We start from the raw sequence: 18,472 nt of genomic DNA on the forward strand, positions 1-18,472 counted from the left end.
TGGGTCAGTTTTAGGCGATCGTCAACAAGCAGCTGGCGTAGGATTGGAAGGCTTGGCTGCGGGCGTTTGTAAATATGCGGGATAGTAGGATTGCTAAACCTACTCTTTTTGCAAATAAAAATGTTGATTATTGCAAAGTAATTTTTGAATGTGTATGCATGTTAAGAGCTGCTTGATTAATCACAGTCTCTAACGTCATCAGTAGTTATTGGCCTCGCTAAAACGGTATCTTTATCAACGATTAAACGACTTAATTCAAACTGACATGATCCGCTTGATGGGAAAATCAATTCATAGTCTGCATTTACCCTTGGAGTGAAACCTACCTTTGCCATGCAGCCTTGATAGTATCTCGTGTAACTTGTTGTTCCGGTTGACATAGTACTAGCGCCAGCAGGCATTAGAAACGTAAATATTACAGGTCTATTTGCAGACAAGTACGCCTCCGCCGCTACAAATCCTTTTTTTTCTGAAAATGTAGTGGTTGGTATTCCTATTTTTTGACCGTTTAAATTTTTCTCAAATCCGAAAAGATAACTACTCGCAATATGTCCACCACCTGATAAGTTTTTAGGTAAACATTGGCTATTCGGATAGCCAGTCGACCCTCGATAATCGTTGAATACTTTTGGAATGATGACACGGATTCTAGCGCGCTCGCCATCTTTTGGCTCAGGAAATGTAACATTATTTTTTATGGCAGCACACCCCAAAAGCATAAGTGGGATGTTAAGAACTAAAAGAATTTTTTTCATAGAATTTTTCGTCATTTTTTTACTTGAAATCAAAACGTACATCTTTGACGATTTGGTATTTTCCCCAGTTAAAATTGCAAACCCGTGCAACTTCAACTTGATCTTTACTAACTGGTACGCATCCTCCTGATATCTCCACACTTTTCTCTCCCTGCTTTGAGAGAGGGAATTCAATTGTTAGGCCATCTGGAATCGTATGTTTTAACTTCACGTTTTCGACAAAATCATCAACTAAAGAAAAAATGATCACCTTGTCTGCTTTCAACGTGTAAACATCATGCTTAAAAATGTCTCCTGGCGTTAAGCACATTTGAATTTCAGTGTTTTCAATTTTTGTTTGCCTACAATCAGGCGTGGCGGCGTAAACAGCGCTTGATAACGTGAAGGTAATCGTTAAAAAAATTAGGTGTTTTCCCATGGGGCGTTCTTTCTAAGTAAAAATAATTCGGTTTCTCAACTGAGCAATATTAAAATTTCTTAAGAAAAATATACAAAAATCGAAATAAAATCCAATGCAATACCCGACCGTCGAGGTAATTTCTTATGCAGTTCATCACTGAGATTTTAGCCTGCCAAGCCATTGCCCTTTTTTCTTGTTAGTCTCGAACCCATAGTCACTGAAAGTTACCGCAGCTCTCAGTGAACAGCGCAATCCGCTCTGCGATAGTCATGATTTATTCCTACCGGCCCCAATCAATGGAAATGGAGAGGCAAGGTTATAGAATGCTCGGGGAGCGAAAATCTCTTAAAAAAAATGTCGCTATTTTAGCGAATTCATAATACTTATTTATGAAAATTATAGCTATTACAGTGCAATTTACCAATAGGTAAAAGACCTAAAAAATTATGCTTAAAACCGCATATTTTTCTAGAAAAAATATTGAATTTTTGTGCAGCCCGGAGACGCCGCGGTGATGTTTGCTTTAACTGGTATCGCGATTGACGCTGACGCTGACACCGAAGCCGCTGCAGCTTCTGTTTTGGGAATCGGCTCTAGTGATTTGACATTAAGGGACGTGGCGTGTCCGACGGTGATGGGTTAATCTACCGTCAAGGAATTATTAAACCGGCCTGCGATCTACAAAAATTGAAAGGGTTAGCAGCCCCTTTGTTAAGGAGTGCATAAAAGCGTATAAATCGACAGTATATTTTCCATTACTGTTCGCGGCTAGTTGCTTGGCAAGCGTTTTTTCATCAGGATGCAACTGCCGGTTATTAGCGACTATTTTTGTGTGTCATCTTCTTTATAGCTATTTTTTACTTTTTTATAGTTGTTATCAAAGGGCTTAATTTTTAACATTGCAGAACGGCTCGAAATACCACCCATAGCTCCAATTACAAGTCCAATACAAGACACTATCGATGTCGGATCAAATGCAAGACCTATAAAAATAAGGGCGACACCCGCCACACAAAGAACTCCTCGAATGAGGGGAGTAAAATTTCCGTCTTTTATAAATATGTTCATTTTGTATGATTGACTTCGATTTAGTTATTGCATTTGTGGGGAGTTTTTAGTTGCCTCTGCTGTTTCATTAATAACAGGTGCAAAAAGAGGAAACCTTTCTGACAAGAAGAAATTACCAATATCAATTCCACTAACGGATAAATAATTCCTAGGGTTCGGCTTTAACAATTGCTCCATTCCACCGGCTCTCAATCCTAGCAAGGTTGCCATAAGTGCGGCACTTTCAGCAACTAGAGTATGCGGCCCAGGTATAACACCAGCGGCAGCAGCCCCAAATCGTCCTGCTTGCGTAGCAAAGAATCCCGCAACATCTGCCATCTGATCTCTGGTCGGCAGCGGAGGATTTACCCTCACCACCGAACATTGCGCTCCGACACAATGTGCCTTTGCAATGGATTAAATATCCCCGACGAATTGTTCATGTTAAACGCCATATTTTCTGTCGGAGACCACCCCTAATTACCACCGGAATTTTGTGCAATGTATGTCATCAAATCCCGAGAAATATTGGAAGGAATCTGCTGTACTAATTGTTGCTTGCCATCTTTCCACCACCGACCATTTCGCACCATCATCGTAGACCGTCCCCGTATCGCCATTCACATCGACAATTGCGCCTGCATCGACGCCTTCTCCCAATGCCTTGTTGTTTGCCGAACGCATGGCATCTTCAACTTGCTCAACCGTGTATTTTCCATCGCTGTTCGCGGCCAGTCGCTTGGCAAGTGTTTTTTCATCAGGATGCAACTGCCGGTTATTCGCTATAAAAAATTAGATCATTTTGCATCCTCTTTTTCGTAACTGTCTTTCGCTTTTTTATAGCTGTTGTCAAATGGTTTTAAACCAAGTGTTTTTGCCCGACTACCATATCCTCCCATCGCCATGATCGCTAATCCTACAGAAGCTCCAATAATACGAATGTTTTGATTCTTTAATAAGCATAAAGAGGCTGTTATTATAAAAAATCCAATCAATAGAAGGATAGATACTGCTATACCCGTCAGGTTACCGTTACGTATTACATAAAATAAAAATTTTCTCATTCCTTGTTATCTCCATTTATCCAGTCCTTGGATTGCTCTGAAAACCGATTATTTTTTATATTCTCTAAAAATTCATTTGTAATAGGAGAGGTTAGACGTCCGCCCGATAATTTATCCGTAGCAAGACCAATTGCGCCAGTTATTCCGTCAATAAATACTTGTCCCACGTTCGGCCTCAATACCTGTTCAAACGCCGCCGCCCCAAATCCAGCAATAGTCGCCGTCCACGCCATCCCAAACTGAATGGCCGCTGCACCCTATGCTGCCGCATTCGGTTGCGATGCCAGAAAAGTCCCATAGGCTGTTGCCGCTGCTGCAAATCGGCCAGCCTGTGTAGATATATCGCTGGCTAAATCTGCACCTTGATTACGTTGTGCATCCCGCTCCGCCTGCGTTCTCGGAGGCGCAATTCCAGCAGCACAATCGGCGGCAGCTGCGCCGCAATGTGCTGTAGGGATTGGCAGTATATTTCTCGTCACTGGCGCTGTGTATTCACTATTGCCAGCATACGTGATCAAACTCGGTACAACATTATTATTGGTATTGCCTACAATATAGGCACGTAATGCCGCATCGTCCGGTGCAATTTGTTGCGTAAAGATGGGTTCTCCCTCTGCGGTTGTTCCAACTCTCATCCATGTGCCGTCGCCCAGATTTGTACCAATGATCGTATCTGGACTAGCTCCTTCCGTCTGACCATCTTTTGTCATCGACATGCCCCGCATTTGCTCTTCAACTTGCTCAACCGTGTATTTTCCATCGCTGTTCGCGGCCAGTCGCTTGGCAAGTGTTTTTTCATCAGGATGCAGGGAGCGGTTGTTAGTATCGGCATTCTTCCCAATCATGCCGCCAGCGCCAGCACTCTCCTTACCACCTCCCGCCAATGCCCCAGAAGCAGCACCGATCAAGGTCGCTCCCAGTCCCATCATATCGTTATAAGCCTGCAATCCTGCTTCGGTACTGGTGTCATAACCATTGTTCAGCAGATAGTCACTGATGATCGGTGACATCTTTTCCACCACCATGCCTGCGATCATGCCACCCGCGATACTGGTGTCGCCGAGCTTGGCCTGGATTAATCCCACGATGCCGTGCATGGCGATCTTTTGTGGGGAGCCTTCTGCAAATTTGAAACTCTTTGCGATGTCGCCGACCATGCCATTTAACGCCGCGCCAGCGAGGTCGGCGGCGCGTTGATTCTCTTGCGCCTTCTTTTGTTGTGCTTGCAGTTCTTGCGCCTGTTGCAGGGTGAGTGTATTGGCGAGGGTTGCATTGGCGGTGCTGGCGTCGCGCTCGGTGAGGGTGTCGGCATTTGCCTGACTCTGCGCGTCGGTCTCTGCATCACCCGTGCCGGTGATCGTTACCGTGGCGGGGCTGATGACACTCTTCGTCTGGCTGGTTTCATCGTTGTCTTTCGGCATGCCTGCGCCACCGTTGAGGTTGCCGAGGACGTTGGCTGCAATATTACTCATCAGGCCGCCGCTGGAGAAGCCTGCACTGAGGCTATCGGAGGCGGTGTGTTGCTGGTTGATCAGATCGCGGCTGGTCAGGCTGGCTGTGTGCAGTGTGTTTTTATCAGTTTCTGCGGTGCTGGTGATTGCACCGCCCTGTAGATCAGTATTGCCTTTGACGTTGATGTCAAAGCCACCGCTGCCAGCGGCGATTCCGCTTTGCCCGACCGCACTGTGATAGTTGTGTTCAACGGTCTGTTTGGCGTAGTTGACACTGCCGGTGGACACGCCGGCACAAATCGGTGGAATGCAGAGGCTGACGCTGAAGCCGCCGTTTTCCTGTTTGCTGTCGTAGTTGTTCTGGTCTTGCAGGGTGACGATGTTGAGATTGCCGCCGATGGTGGCTTTGACTTTATCGGCCGCAAGTTGTGCGCCGATCAGGTTGGTGTCGCCGCCGCTCTTCATCGTTAAGTGATCGGTCGCCGTGATTTGGGTGTTGTCATAGGTGGTTTCGCTGCCGTTGGCGTGGCCTTTGGACAGGGATGCGCCGAGCTGGAAACTGAGGCCGGTTTGTTCGCCGTTGGAACCCAAGGTCGCACCAATGCCGGCGTTGCTGCCGCTATTCGATGATTGTAGAGTGGCGGTGTTTTTGGCGGCGAGTAAATTGATATTTTTGGCGGCATCGAGCGCAATGTTCTGCGCTTGCAGTTTGGCGCCTTCCATGGTGATGTCGCCTTCCCGGGCGGTGATGGCAATGTTGTTGGCTTGTAGGGTGGTGCCGCGTGCTTGCGTGGCGCTGTTGCTGCTGTCCTGTTTGCTTTGACTGGTGCCGAGGCTGACGCTGACACCGAAGCCGCCGCCGCTTTTGTTCTGCGGATTCGGTTTGAGCGATTCGGCAGTGGTGGAGCTGATCTGACCGCCGCTGACGAGTTTGTAGGCGTCGTACCCCGATTTGAGTGCCAGCGCGCCTTTTAATCGATCATTGTCGGTATGTTGCGCTTCGGTGACTTGATCGCCGATGCGGGTGATGGCGCCGCCGATGTTGCCCGTTAAACTGCTGCCCAGGGTGACGCTGTGAGTTTCCGCATGGGTTTTACTGGCGGTGGCGTTGTGCACGGCTTGCAGATCAACGGCGTTACCGGCGAGGGTGATATTGTTCTTAGCCAGCAATTCGGCCCCTTGGGTGATGACGTTGCCTTGCCCTGTTCCCTTGTAGTGATTGTCTAATCCTGCTTGCAGATTCAAATTGCCAGCGTTGGCAGAAATCAGACTGGTGCTCTGGGTGGTGGCGTTTCCCGAGCCGGTTTGGGCGGCGCTGGTGTTGCTGAAATTGGTAAAACGCCCATTGAGTCCACCCTGAATGCCGAAACTGGTGCCGCTGTTGTGGCTGGCTGTGGCCGAGGTGTCGGTGTTGGCAGCGGCGAGGACATTGACGTTGCGTCCGGCGTAAATGCCGACATCCTGATCGGCGGTGATCGCACTGGCGGCAATCGTGGTGTCACGGCCACTGACCATGTTGACGTTGGCACCGCTGATGCTGCTGCCAATCTGCTGCGTACTGGTCCCGTTTTGTTGTTGATCCTGGGCGCTGTTGCCATAGCTGACGCCTTCGAGGAGATTGGCAGAGAAGCCGGATTTCTTTTCTGCGACAGCGTAGCGCGTTTGACTGGTTTCTTGCGCCGTGACAATGTTCAGGTCCCGCCCGGCATTGAGCGTGACGTCGTGTTGCGCAATGATCTGGCTGCCTTGGAGCGTGGCGTCACGCCCCGCCACGATGGCGATGCTGTCACCGGTCACACTGCTGCCAACGACTTGGGTAGTACGCTGTTGATCTTGCATGTGCGAACTGCTGGAGGACATGAAGCCGCTGCTGCTGGTGTAGATCTCCTGATCCTTGGTGGTGGTTTGTGCGGCGGCGACGATGTTGACATCGCGTCCTGCTGCGGCAGTCAATGCCGCGTCAGCGTGCAGGGTGGACGCCTGGGCGTTGATATCTTGTCCCGCGGCAAGGGTGAGGTTGCCGCCAGCGTTTATCTGTGTGCCGTGGACTTGGGTCTGACTTTCGTTGAGATGGTTTTGGTCACCATACGTGACATTCGACGTGGCTTGCGTGGTGACGGTGCTCAGATTGATATCCCGACCCGCAATCATGGCGGCGTCGCCAGTGGTGGTGATCGCCGTAACTTTTAAGTTGATATCGCGCCCACTTTGAATACTGAGTTGATCAGCGCTGACGCTGGCAACTTTGCTGATGCCGACGTTGACGCCATTTTTGCTGCTGGCGCTGGAGGTGATGCTTTCCATGGACACATCGCGCCCCGCCAGGATGCCGACGCGGTTGCCAGCAATGCTGCCGCCGTTGTTGATGAGGTCGTTGTCGGCGACTAACATGGTCGTGCCGGTCTTGGCATCGCTGCGTAGCGTGCCGGTGTTGTGAATGTCGGTGGCGTGGATTAAGGTGTTGTTGGATGCCTGCAACGTGCCGCCGTTATCGAGCGTGCCGTTGATGCTGAGGTCGATATTGCGACCGCTCATGACGGCGCCGGTAGGACTGACATCGCTGGCGTCCACTCTTGCCAGATACACCACGGGAACCAGGACGCTTTGCGTGCTGCCATCGGGCAATGCCACATTTTGCGAGACAAGCCAGACGATATCGGTGGTGAGCGCGGCCATTTGGGCCGCGGTTAAGGCAATACCCGGCGTCAATTGGAATTGCTCGGCACTGGCGACGCCGCTGCCCATCAAGGCTTGGTATTGTTCTTCGTTGGTGGCGAAGGTTCCCAAAAAGCGTTTGCCTGTAAGCTCCGTGATTTGATCATTGATCAACTTTTGTTCATAGAAGCCATCACCCAGCCGTTTTTGGGTGGTCATCGGATCGATACCGAGACGTCCTAGCAGGTAATCGCTGGAGATGAAGTTTTTGTAATTGGTGAACTTGGGATCGGTCTCAACCAGGAAGGGCGAGTGGGGGTTTTGGACGATAGGGAACAGTTGGTTATTGCCGATGCTGATATTCGGTACGGGCACGCCTGGTTTGCCGACTGTTTGGGGCGTGCCGGATGTGCCGGTGTTGCCGCCCGCAGCACCATCGGCTGCGCCTACCGTTTGACCGTCACCGACTAAGTCATGCCCGCCTTGATTGCCACCGATGGTGCTGTTGTCCCCTGCGGGCACCGTGTTGTTGTCGACGCCAGTGCCAACGGCGCCATTGTCGCCCTGGTTTGGCTTGGTTAAATCCAGTACCGTCCAGACCGGTAACGTAAACTGCTGTGAAGGTAAATTGACATCGTAGGCCTCGCCGTTGTTATCGTAGATGTAATGATTCTGATGCGGGTGTCCGTCTACCCAGTGATAGTAATTGTGACCGGCGGTCATCTGGTTGGTGGTCGTGATTTCGCCGGGCGCGCCGAGGTTGGTGATGTTGCCGACCTGACCGCCTAACGTGCCGCCAGCAATGATGGTGCTTTTGTCATTGGTGACATCGCCCGATAAGGTCATGTGGCGACCGGCGGTGATGTTACCGGGATCGCTGGACGTGACGGTGGTTTTTTGAACAATCTGGGTATAGTCCTGTTTGTAGAACTTTTCAAAGCGGTTGCCGTCCGGCAATACCAAGACGATGCCGCCATCGCCACTGTCGCTCCACGTGATCTGATCGGCGTTGTACCAGATGTCGGAACCGTAAGCGCGGTATTGCGTGACACGCCTGGTCTGTGCGGGATCGATCACCAGATGAGTGGTGAAATGGTTGTTCTGGTTGGTGAGCGTGGCTGTTTGGAACGTTAAGTCATTTCCTGCATCGATAGTGGCGGAAGCATTGATGATCGATGCTGCATTCCCTATTGCTTTGTTCTCCACATCCAACGCGCCACCCAGCACCATATTATTCAAGCTTTGGAGGGTGGCGTGTTCGCGGTTGAGGATGGTGTGCGCGCCAATCGTGAGATCGTTGCGTGCAGCGATGACACCGGCTTGATAAGTCGACCCATCGCTATTTAAGATGCCATCATTGGTCATCGTTTGCGCACCGATGGCGACGTCATCACCATAGATACGACCGAGGTTATAGACCGCGTTACTCGCTCTTATGACGGTATTGCCATTGCCCGCATTGATCAATGCACCGTACTGGTTGGTGACGTTGGCGGCTGACAAACCGAGATGACGCACGGCTTCGAGATTGCCTGCGTTAGTAAGTGTGCCGGTGGTGGAGACATGCAGATCACGATTGGCCGTGAACGTATTGCCGACAGTATTGGTGTAATCCCCTTGCAGATTGATGGTCGCATCCTGACCGGCGATTACTTTGCCCTCTCCGATGATGGTGTTGGCGTTGATGGTGGTATTGTTGTCGCTGCCGATATTGCCCGCTGCATTGGTCACGTTGCCGCTGGTGGAGAGCGCAATGTTGCCACCATCACCAGCGGTGTTACCGATTTGCCCATTGGTATTATCCAGGCTGGCGAGCGTCAAGGCGATATCGCCACCCGCACTGACTTTACCGGCGTTGTTGTTGAAGGTTGCATTGGCGTGATTAGCCTTGAGATGGCGTGCTGCATACAGACTGCCTTGCGCATTGTTGATACTGTTGGCAATGGCGAGTGTTAGATCATTAGCTGAGATGACGTGACCTTGCGTATTGGTCAGGTAATTTGCGGCAAGTGTCACATTACCGTTTCCGCTGATGGTCCCGGCATCGTTGGCAATGTTGCCAGCGCTGTTGATGGTGGTTGCCCCCGAACCGCTGTTGGCGATACGTCCGGCCGAATTATCTATGCTTGCACCAGAAAGAGTGAGTGTTGCACCCGCACCGTTCGCTTCAATGCGACCATTCTGATTGAGGATTGCCTGTCCGGCATGGGCAACAAGTGCATTGTCGCTTTGAATGACACCAGCATTGTTGTTCAGCACATTATCCGCGTTCAATAACAAGTCATCTTTGGTGTAGATCGTGCCGTCAGCATTGCCGATATCCGCTGCATGAATAGCGGCGCTACCGGCACTACCGATGAAGCCGCCGACGCCATCGGCAGCGCTGTTATTCAAACCTTGTTGCAGGGCTATAGTTAATGCCGAAGTACCGAGATTTTGAATGGTCCCGCCCGCATTATTGAGGCTGTTGGCATGCACCGTGAACCCATTCTTCATGGCTTCGGCTTTGCCGCTGACGTTGTTGAATTGTGCGAACGCCTGTAACGCAAGACTGTCTCCACCGAGATAACCGCTGTTGGAATTATCGATATCGCCGTTGCGCGCGGTAATCGTGGTTGCCCCTGCACCGAATACACTGCCTCCGGCATTATGGACGCTACCGGCATGCACCTGCGTCGCACCATTGGAACCGATGGTGCCGCCCGCATTTTGTAAAGCACTCTCGCCAACGTCAATGGTGAGTGCGCCCTGTCCGGCTAAAGATATAGTGCCACCGTTGTTGTTCAACTGCCGTGGCGTGAGAGTCAGATCGGTGCTGTTGGTTTGTATCACACCACCGTTGGCATTATCGAGTGTGTCGGTGACGTCGATAATGCTGGCGTCTTTGCCAAACTGGGCGATATGACCGCCTTGATTCGAGAGATTGGTGGCGTGAAGCGTGAGCTGATCGGCGTTGATTTTACCGTTGTTATTATTGAGTTGCGCGATGGTCGCATTGATCTTCGCCGCGTCCAATGTACCTTGTGCATTATTGAGCAATGCTGCTTGTAGCGCTAACGTATTGGCGGCCGCTAACCGTCCACCATCGTTATTGAGTTGATTGCCGATGTGCGCTGAGAGGTTGTTTCCAGCGGTGATACTGCCACTATTGATCGCATTTGCAGCGGTAAGCGCGACATCGCCATTGCCGCCGATGACGCCACCTTGTGCGCCATCGGCTGTCGTGCCCGCGATATTGCGCAATACGCCGCTTGCGTCTAAAGATAGTCCGCTGGCGTCGAGCGAGGTGATGCGGCCAGCGGTGTTGTCGATAGTGGCGGCGCTGGCTGTTAAGGCGTTGGCCGCTTGTAGGGTGCCTTGCGTATTGCGCAGGTCACCTGAAAGCTTGAGCATTGCATCACGATTGGCGATCAGCGATCCGCGAGAATTGTTCAAGCTAGTGCCAGTAAGCAGTAACGCGCCATTGGTGGCGATGCGGCCATTGACGTTGCTAATTGCGCCAGAGTTAATGGTTAATGCACCGCCGCCAGCTTGGGTAACAACACCGGCATCGTTCATAAAACTAGCTGATTGCAGATTGCTATTATTGGCATTAGTGGCGATGACGCCAGAAGTGTTATTCGTTATGCCGCTGGTAATGATGTTGGTATCGCTTGTACCGGACTGCGTGACACTCCCAGAAATATTGGAGAACGCACCGGAAGTGCTGTTAAACGAAGAAGTGTTAATGACGCCATGGTCATTGACTACCGTGCCAGTCGCCTGCAATACCGTGCCGCCTGCCGCCTGAATATTTCCGCCAGCATGGAGGATATCACCATTCGTTGCCGTCAATGTCGTCGCACCATTCGCGCTGGTGTGTGCGCCAGTGAGGTTCACACTAGCGCCCGTCATCGTGACATTATTGCCAGCAGTATTCTGACCTGTCGCGGTTAATTGCCCGTTGGCATTCAGTACCAGATTTCCGGCTTGCGTAGCCTGTCCGTTCGCATCGATACCGGCAGCTAAAATGCCGGTCGAGTTGATGCTGTTAGCTACAACACTGAGGTCGGATTGCGATGCCATTGTGCCGCTGTTGACGACTTGCCCCGTGCTGTTGATGCTGGCGCGCTGTGCGTAAAGAGTGCCGGTGTTGTCGATATCGTCGTTGCTGCGTATCGTCATCTGGCCACCAGCATGGGTTTTACCGTTGAGCGATACTTTGCCAGCCGCATCCAATACGAAGTCGCCGGAAGAAGCCATGTCGCCATACGTTCTTACGCCGACGCCCGCTTCCGTACCCACCAATTTAATCTTTTGCGCATATAAGCCACCAAGCGCAGAGGAATCGATGGCGACGGTCGGTTGCTCGCCGTCACCTTGTATGACCTCAATACCCGTCATATCAGGCGTGACACTATTGGCACCGGTGACGAACCCCAGATTCCGGGCTTGTAATTGCGCATTGAACGCCACTGAGCGTGAAATCAGCGAGAGGCTGTCGTTTTGTAGGGCGTTAATACCGTCACCATCGACTGCGATCTGGCCGCGTGTGACGCGATAAGCGGCCAGGCTGCCGTCACCGCCGAACTGCGCCACACCGGTCGTGAGGGTGACATTGCCACCGTTGATTACGCCGAAGCCATTCACGGATAAACCGTTCGGATTGGCGATAATGACGTCGGCGCGTTGACCGGCGACCTCAATGTAGCCATTGAGATGACTCGGCGCTACACCCATCGTTTCATTCAAAATAACGTTGGCACTCGTGTTGATCTGGGCGTTACCCTGAATGTATCCTGAGAGTGTGGTATTGACCGATGTCGGACTATTGTTCAATATCACGCCGTTGCGATCAACGTTAAAATCGGTGTAGCGATTGTGGCTCAGACCGGACCCATTCGGCTGCACAATCTGCACGACCGGTACGCCATTGCCAGCGCGATCGATGATGGGCGCAGGGCCACCATTCTTATAGGCAATCATTTGTGCGTGCACCGTCGTCACCTGCCCAAAGGCCGCCGCCACCAACACGCTCAAAAGTGCAAAACGCATCAGCGGGAAGGAGTCATTTGCCGGTGTATTGCCACCGGTTGCGCCTTTACCGCGGTTACGCGTGTTCTCGGCCACGGCTATGAACGTGCCGGAGGCGTGGCTAAACAGCGTGCGATAGGCGTTTTTATTCATGGGACAACTCCAATGCAACAAATCTGGTCTGATCTGTAAATGATGAGTGGAAAAAAACAGGAAGGACCCGTTTTTTAATATTGATATGTCACGTTAAAGCCAATGGATGGTGTAGCCGTTTTAAATTGCGCAGGTTTGTACAAAGACCATCCCGAAAACAAGTCATAGGTAAAACCTTTGTAGCCGCCACGCACGCCCACAGTTGCGCCAGCCAGGGTGTCACCGACTAAATACTGGACCGATGGTCCATAAACCTTGCCGAAGTCGACCGCCACATAGACCGACTGGGCCGTATTGGCAATCGGTAGACTGAGTTCATTGCGCAGGTAAAATCCTCGCTCGCCGGTCAGGGTTAATTCACCATCGAATCCGCGCACGGTGTATCGGCCACCGATAGAAAACTGATCTGTTGTATAGAGCGGAGAACGGGTGTTTTGCCCACGGAAGGTGGCGATGTAGGTCAGAGGTTGCGACGCCATTTGAAATGGCGCAACCAAGGTTACATCGACGGTTTGCATCGTGTACATAAACGTGGGGTAATCGGATGAACGGCCTTCTGGATTGCCCATGCCACCAAAAGCAGATGTGCCCCACCGATTAGCTAAGGTGACATCAAGCTGGGCATTGCCGATGTAATGGGTATGCACCCAACCGAGTTCCACAAACGCGGTATTGCGCTTTTGAACGCCAATGTCGACATCATCGATTGCGGTAGTGCTCCATCGCTTACCGACTTTGAACTGCCAGCTATTTTTTTGCGATGGATCGCGCTGGAATTGTTGTGTGACTTTGAATTCGAGATTCTTTGATTTGCCACTAGAGATATGGTCTTCGTTATTACCAGCAATCTTTTGGTGATAGGAATAGTCACTGGCAGAAAGTGCATAATTCCAATATCCCATCGGCACTGCGTAATACAAACTGTGGCCGCCCGTACCATGATTGTCGCCTTGACGATCAGCGTCGGTACTAATACCCAGATTGAGAATGTCAGAGACACCCAGTACATTATTCAATCCCAGATTAAAGCCACCTTGATATTGCCCAGTGCCTTTTGCGCCACCGTCATCAAAATTTGCGCTCAAGGTATAGGGTTTAGTGCGTTTGACGTCTAACATCACATCGCTCTCGCCAAGTGCATCGGCCGGTACGATCTGCATATCGACATCCTGATTCGGCACACGCTTAAGTTGTTCTAAACCCTGTTCGAGATCACGCAGATTAAGCAATTGACCCGCACCGGTTGGAAACGCATTACGTGGTGTGCCATGCAAACCCGAATCTGTATAACGGATGGCGTGAATCACGCCAGGTACCAAGGTCAGTGTGAGTGTTCCTGCTGATAAATCCTGTTCAGGAATGCCAATCCGCGTGGTGCTGTAACCATTTTGCATAATAAGGTTGGTCAGGCGCTGCACAATGACATTCAACCCTTGTTGACCGATACATTGGCCACTGTATTGATTCAGGTAGTTTTGTGCGAAACGAAAAGGATCGAAAGCCAGCTGACTTGCACCGGCTACGTGGGCGGCAGGTGATAGCTGCAATGGCACGACTAATTCAAATTGATTCATCTGAAAACAAGGTGACTCGTCAGGTAGCGTCAGCGAATGAATATCTGCTAAAGATCCAGTGGCGACAGCTGTTGGCAACACCACATTGGGTGCTTGCAATTGGCGCACGCGCTCAGCGGCCTCAAGCTGGCTGCGCCGACGTTGCTCTTCGCTGGCGGGAGTTTGGATAGCCTGACTATTGGCGTCGGAAAAAGTGCCTGTGAATAATAAAAATAAACCGATACTGTATTTAACTATGCTTAACCGCACATCACTTTGCTTGAGACAAATACTTTTTTTCATGAATTGCTTGGAGAGCCTTTACTAGAGCTAATACGGTGTAGACGAGACTTCGCACAAACGGGATGTCGTTTAATCGGACGTCATATGTTCTTGGAGCTGAATAGAGGACCGATTGAGTGCGCTTTTTTGTCTTCCGACGCTATTAGTCATAAATTATCAATGCAACAATATGACTATTCTTAAGAACCTTGAAACCGGTCGGTCGAAATTATAGCCATTGAAGGTTGATATAACCAATAAGTAAAAGACCTAAAATATTAGGCTTCAAAGTGCATATTTTTTTAGAAAAAAACTTAGGTGTGATAGCAAAACAGGAGAGAATTTAAAGGCAATGATGAAGGTTTTTTGTTTGAAAAAAAACTTAATCAGATACTTAGAACGTTGCTTGATAAACTATTTTTGACATTGTTTCGTAAATATTTTCGTAGCAGAGTTCATAATCAGCTGCAAAAAAACGCACATAAATTTTCAGAAATTGTATCCGGCAATAAGCCTAATCAATTGCCGCAAGACGTAACGGAAAAGTGATGCACACTTTTAAGCCGCTTTTTTTTGATGGCGCTGAAAGCAGAATCGACGCATGATGCGCCGCAGCGATATCACGCACGATCGACAATCCCAATCCAGCCCCGCTTGGGTTCAATTGTTGGGCTGAAGGTGCGCGGTAAAAGGCTGCAAAAACACGCTCGCGGTCCGCTTCAGGAATGCCGCTGCCACTGTCCTCGATTTCAAATAATCCGTGCTGAGTTTGATCGTCACGTCGCACGCGCAAAATAATTTTTCCATTCGGTGGCGTATAACGAATGGCGTTATCTACCAAATTCGTGATCAACTCATGCAGCATCAGAGGATTGCCGTTGATTGACACATCTTCTTCAGCATCAAATGATAAATCGAGTTGCTTCTTGACCGCTTGCGGTGCCAGTTCTACACCGACCTGACGCACTGCGGCGGTGAGCGACAGCGGTACCATCCCACCTTCGGCAACACCATGCTCCGCGCGCGCCAAAGTCAGTAGTCGATTCGCCAGATGTACCGTTGCATCAGTAGTCGATGCCATGCTGTGGACGATCTCACGAATATCACGTATCGATTGGGGGTCCTGTGGATTTCGTTCAAGTTCTCGCAACGCCAATTCTGCCTGCGTTTTTAATACGGTAAGCGGAGTACGCAACTGATGCGAGGCATCGGCAATAAAACGGCGCTGACCGGTAATCAAGGTCTGTAGACGTCCCATATAGCCATTCATCGCAGCGACCAGCGGCCGGACTTCCGTATGTACCTGACTTGCATCGAAATCAGTCAGATCGGTCGGCGTTCGGCCTTCAACGGCTGTCTTCAATTGCATTAATGGACGCAGCACTATTCTGACCGCGAACCATACTAACAACGCAGTGACGGTCACCAACAAGCCCTGCCGCCACAAAGTACCAAACAAAATTTGTCGTGTCAGCGCACTCCGCGCATCCATCGTTTCTCCTACCTGAATGAGGGCGATACCACGCATCGAATCGTCATACACTGGCTGGTAAAGTGCGGCTATGCGCACCGGTTCGCCACGGTAGATCGCGTGATAAAAACGCACCAGCGCAGGATAAATTTCTGAACGCGGGATGTTTGGTGGAAGCGCTGGCAAATCTTCGTAGCCGGAAATAAATTCACCTTTCGTCCCGGTCACTTTGTAATAAATCCGTCCCAGCGTGTCGGTCTCAAAACTATCCAGCGCAACGTATGGCACGTCAACCACGACCTTGCCATCAACGATCGACACGCGTTCGGCCAACGCTCGCGTCGAGGCCAGCAAAGCCCGGTCATACGCCAGATCAGCCACATCCAGCGCATTGCGATACACCGAGACAGCGTCTAGCGCTACCAGCAATAACAACGGGATAAGAAGCCAGCGTAATAATTGACTACGCAAGGTCCCAAGCGATTTTTGGGAGGCTTTATTCGACGCTTTTTCAGCGGATGCTGCAGAAAATATTGGCGGACGCATTATTCTGCTTGCGCCTCCAGCAAATATCCCAAACCGCGCAAAGTGGTAATGGCGACCTGACCGGTTTGATCGCTTGCCAACTTCTTGCGTAGTCGATGAATATAAATTTCAATCGCATCCGGATTGGCATCATCAGCGAGTGAAAAAACCTCATCAAAAAGCTTTTCTTTCGACACCACGCGACCAGCACGCGTCATCAATACCTCCAGCACCGCATGTTCGCGCGGGGTCAATGCTAAAAGCGATTCTCCATAAGTGAACATGCGCGAGACGGTATCAAACTGTAACGCGCCACAGCTATAAATCAAACCTTCGTTACCTTGCGCACGCCGCACCAAGGCCTTTACCCGCGCCTCAAGTTCTGCCAGCTCAAAGGGCTTGGCCAGATAGTCATCCGCGCCCAGATTCAGACCTTGCACACGATCCTGTACATCGCCGCGCGCGGTCAGAATCAAGACCGGAACTTTGCTGCCGCGGGCACGCAGACGCTTCAGGACTTCTAGTCCATCCATCTTTGGTAAGGTCAAATCTAAAATTACCAGCGCGTATTGCTGTGTATGCAAGAGAGAATCCGCGTCGGCACCGTTCATCGCGCATTCGATCGTCCAATGCGCATCTCGCAACGCCTTTGAGAGCCAACGCGATAATTCCACGTGATCTTCAATTAATAGAATACGCATAATCGTCAGAAGCCGTTTGAATGAGTCGCCAATATTTACATAGAATGGTCAGTTTGGCAAAACGCAGTTATTAGCTATGAAAAAAGTTAAAAAAAGCGCGCATCAGTATTAACCGATATTGTATTGCGCAGAGAGGCGCATAAAAATACAACATTTTTGATTCGATCCAGCGCTGAAAGGAAACTGAAAGATTCGACCGGCTATGATGCAATTAATTATAAAAACCCCTTGTTCCATTTCTGCCCTAATCGTCCTTGAAGTTTAAATAAGGTCGGTTGTATTTACACCCAGAAGGTGTAATAGCGACAGAGATGCGATGACAACACTAGATTGTGGGTGGAGACAATGAACTTTCGAACAACTTTGGCATACGCCAGTGCGGTCTGCTTGCTATCGACCGCTTTTGGCGTGTCTGCCAATACCATTGTGTCAACAAAACTGCCAAGCGGTACGCAATGTCTGGTGCCGGCCAAACCAGGCGGTGGCATGGATCTATCGTGCAAGCTTATCCAAAAGGGCTTGCTGCTTCCTTCTATTCATTATAAAAATCAGAAAAACGATATTCCTCTACGTATCAGTTATATACCTGGCGGAATCGGTGCAGTAGCGTGGAACGCAATCGTGACGCAACGCAGCGCCGAGGCGCAAACGCTGGTGATATTTTCTGGTGGTTCGCTGATCAATCTGGCACAGGGAAAATATGGACGCGCCAGCCCCGACCACGTGCGCTGGGTGGCGGCAGTCGGTGCCGATTATGGCATGATTGCCGTGCGTAGTGATTCGCCTTATAAGAATTTGGGCGATCTGATGAAAGCCTTAAAAGACACCCCATCCAAGGTCACCATTGGTGCTTCTGGCACGGTCGGTAGTCAAGATTGGCTGAAGGTATCCTTACTCGCCAGACAACGTCAAATTGATCCGAAAACCTTACGTTTTGTCGCGCTCGAAGGCGGTGGTGAATCATTTACCGCATTGCGCGCCGGTCATGTTCAGGTGGTATCTGGCGATGCGTCAGAAGCGACGCTGCACGCGCGGGATAGCGAGATTCGCATTCTAGCGATACTGTCCGACAACCGCTTGCCCGGCGCATTGGCGAACGTACCAACAGCGCGGGAACAAGGCATTAATGTGAGTTGGCCCATCATTCGCGGGGTCTATATGGGCCCGCACATATCCGATGCTGATTATCAGCACTGGGTCACCGCTTTCGACCAGATGATGGCGGCGCCTGAATTCAATCGTTTGCGCGCTGAGAGCGGACTTTATCCGTTTTCCCTGACCGGAAAAGCACTCGCCGACTATGTCAAAAAAACGGTAGATCAATACGGACAACAGGCAACCGCGCTGGGGTTGATGCGGTAGTCAGTTGATAGTTCGTCGGACAATAGTTCGTCGGCTGATA

Annotated in this window: 13 protein-coding genes; 2 read left to right on the forward strand and 11 right to left on the reverse strand. The window is 50.5% G+C overall.

Features of this window, described 5'->3' with window-relative positions; translation table 11 throughout:
• Positions 1-176 precede the first annotated feature (176 nt).
• Positions 177-755 carry a hypothetical protein gene (locus RGU75_RS07225; protein WP_322234428.1) on the reverse strand — a complete coding sequence of 193 codons (579 nt, stop codon included), beginning with the start codon at positions 753-755 and terminating at the stop codon, positions 177-179.
• Positions 756-774: 19 nt separating this feature from the next.
• Positions 775-1,173, reverse strand: a complete 399-nt coding sequence (locus RGU75_RS07230) for a hypothetical protein (protein ID WP_322234430.1) — start codon at positions 1,171-1,173, stop codon at positions 775-777.
• Between the two features lie 496 nt (positions 1,174-1,669).
• Between RGU75_RS07230 and RGU75_RS07235 the strand changes: the two genes are divergently transcribed.
• A complete protein-coding gene (locus RGU75_RS07235) occupies positions 1,670-1,798 on the forward strand; it encodes a hypothetical protein (RefSeq protein WP_322234433.1) in 129 nt (42 codons plus the stop codon).
• A 179-nt stretch (positions 1,799-1,977) separates the two neighbouring features.
• Here the strand turns inward: RGU75_RS07235 and RGU75_RS07240 are convergent, their stop codons facing one another.
• The 9 genes from RGU75_RS07240 to RGU75_RS07280 form a co-directional block, all read right to left on the reverse strand.
• Positions 1,978-2,223 (reverse strand): hypothetical protein, encoded by a 246-nt coding sequence (locus RGU75_RS07240; protein WP_322234435.1) that lies wholly within the window; start codon positions 2,221-2,223, stop codon positions 1,978-1,980.
• A 24-nt stretch (positions 2,224-2,247) separates the two neighbouring features.
• Complete coding sequence (locus RGU75_RS07245) at positions 2,248-2,541, reverse strand: hypothetical protein (RefSeq protein WP_322234438.1); 294 nt, start codon at positions 2,539-2,541, stop codon at positions 2,248-2,250.
• 141 nt (positions 2,542-2,682) lie between these two features.
• Positions 2,683-2,970 carry a hypothetical protein gene (locus RGU75_RS07250; protein WP_322234440.1) on the reverse strand — a complete coding sequence of 96 codons (288 nt, stop codon included), beginning with the start codon at positions 2,968-2,970 and terminating at the stop codon, positions 2,683-2,685.
• A 29-nt stretch (positions 2,971-2,999) separates the two neighbouring features.
• Complete coding sequence (locus tag RGU75_RS07255) at positions 3,000-3,266, reverse strand: hypothetical protein (RefSeq protein WP_322234443.1); 267 nt, start codon at positions 3,264-3,266, stop codon at positions 3,000-3,002.
• Positions 3,263-3,499: a hypothetical protein gene (locus tag RGU75_RS07260; protein WP_322234446.1), complete on the reverse strand. Its 237-nt coding sequence runs from the start codon at positions 3,497-3,499 to the stop codon at positions 3,263-3,265. The genes RGU75_RS07255 and RGU75_RS07260 overlap by 4 nt, the downstream gene beginning before the upstream one ends.
• Before the next feature lie 24 nt (positions 3,500-3,523).
• The gene (locus tag RGU75_RS07265; RefSeq protein WP_322234449.1) at positions 3,524-12,538 is read right to left on the reverse strand and encodes a hemagglutinin repeat-containing protein; all 9,015 of its coding nucleotides are present in this window, start codon (positions 12,536-12,538) and stop codon (positions 3,524-3,526) included.
• Positions 12,539-12,612: 74 nt separating this feature from the next.
• Positions 12,613-14,394 (reverse strand): ShlB/FhaC/HecB family hemolysin secretion/activation protein, encoded by a 1,782-nt coding sequence (locus RGU75_RS07270; RefSeq protein WP_322234452.1) that lies wholly within the window; start codon positions 14,392-14,394, stop codon positions 12,613-12,615.
• Positions 14,395-14,887: 493 nt separating this feature from the next.
• The gene (locus tag RGU75_RS07275) at positions 14,888-16,390 is read right to left on the reverse strand and encodes a sensor histidine kinase (protein ID WP_322234455.1); all 1,503 of its coding nucleotides are present in this window, start codon (positions 16,388-16,390) and stop codon (positions 14,888-14,890) included.
• Positions 16,390-17,070, reverse strand: coding sequence for a response regulator (locus RGU75_RS07280; protein WP_322234457.1), 681 nt, complete (start codon positions 17,068-17,070; stop codon positions 16,390-16,392). Before RGU75_RS07280 ends, RGU75_RS07275 begins: the two co-directional genes overlap by 1 nt.
• Before the next feature lie 336 nt (positions 17,071-17,406).
• Here RGU75_RS07280 and RGU75_RS07285 point away from each other — a divergent pair, with 336 nt between their 5' ends.
• Positions 17,407-18,432 (forward strand): Bug family tripartite tricarboxylate transporter substrate binding protein, encoded by a 1,026-nt coding sequence (locus tag RGU75_RS07285; RefSeq protein ID WP_322234459.1) that lies wholly within the window; start codon positions 17,407-17,409, stop codon positions 18,430-18,432.
• Positions 18,433-18,472 lie beyond the last annotated feature (40 nt).

This window comes from Glaciimonas sp. CA11.2 (assembly GCF_034314045.1).
Classification (GTDB): domain Bacteria; phylum Pseudomonadota; class Gammaproteobacteria; order Burkholderiales; family Burkholderiaceae_D; genus Glaciimonas.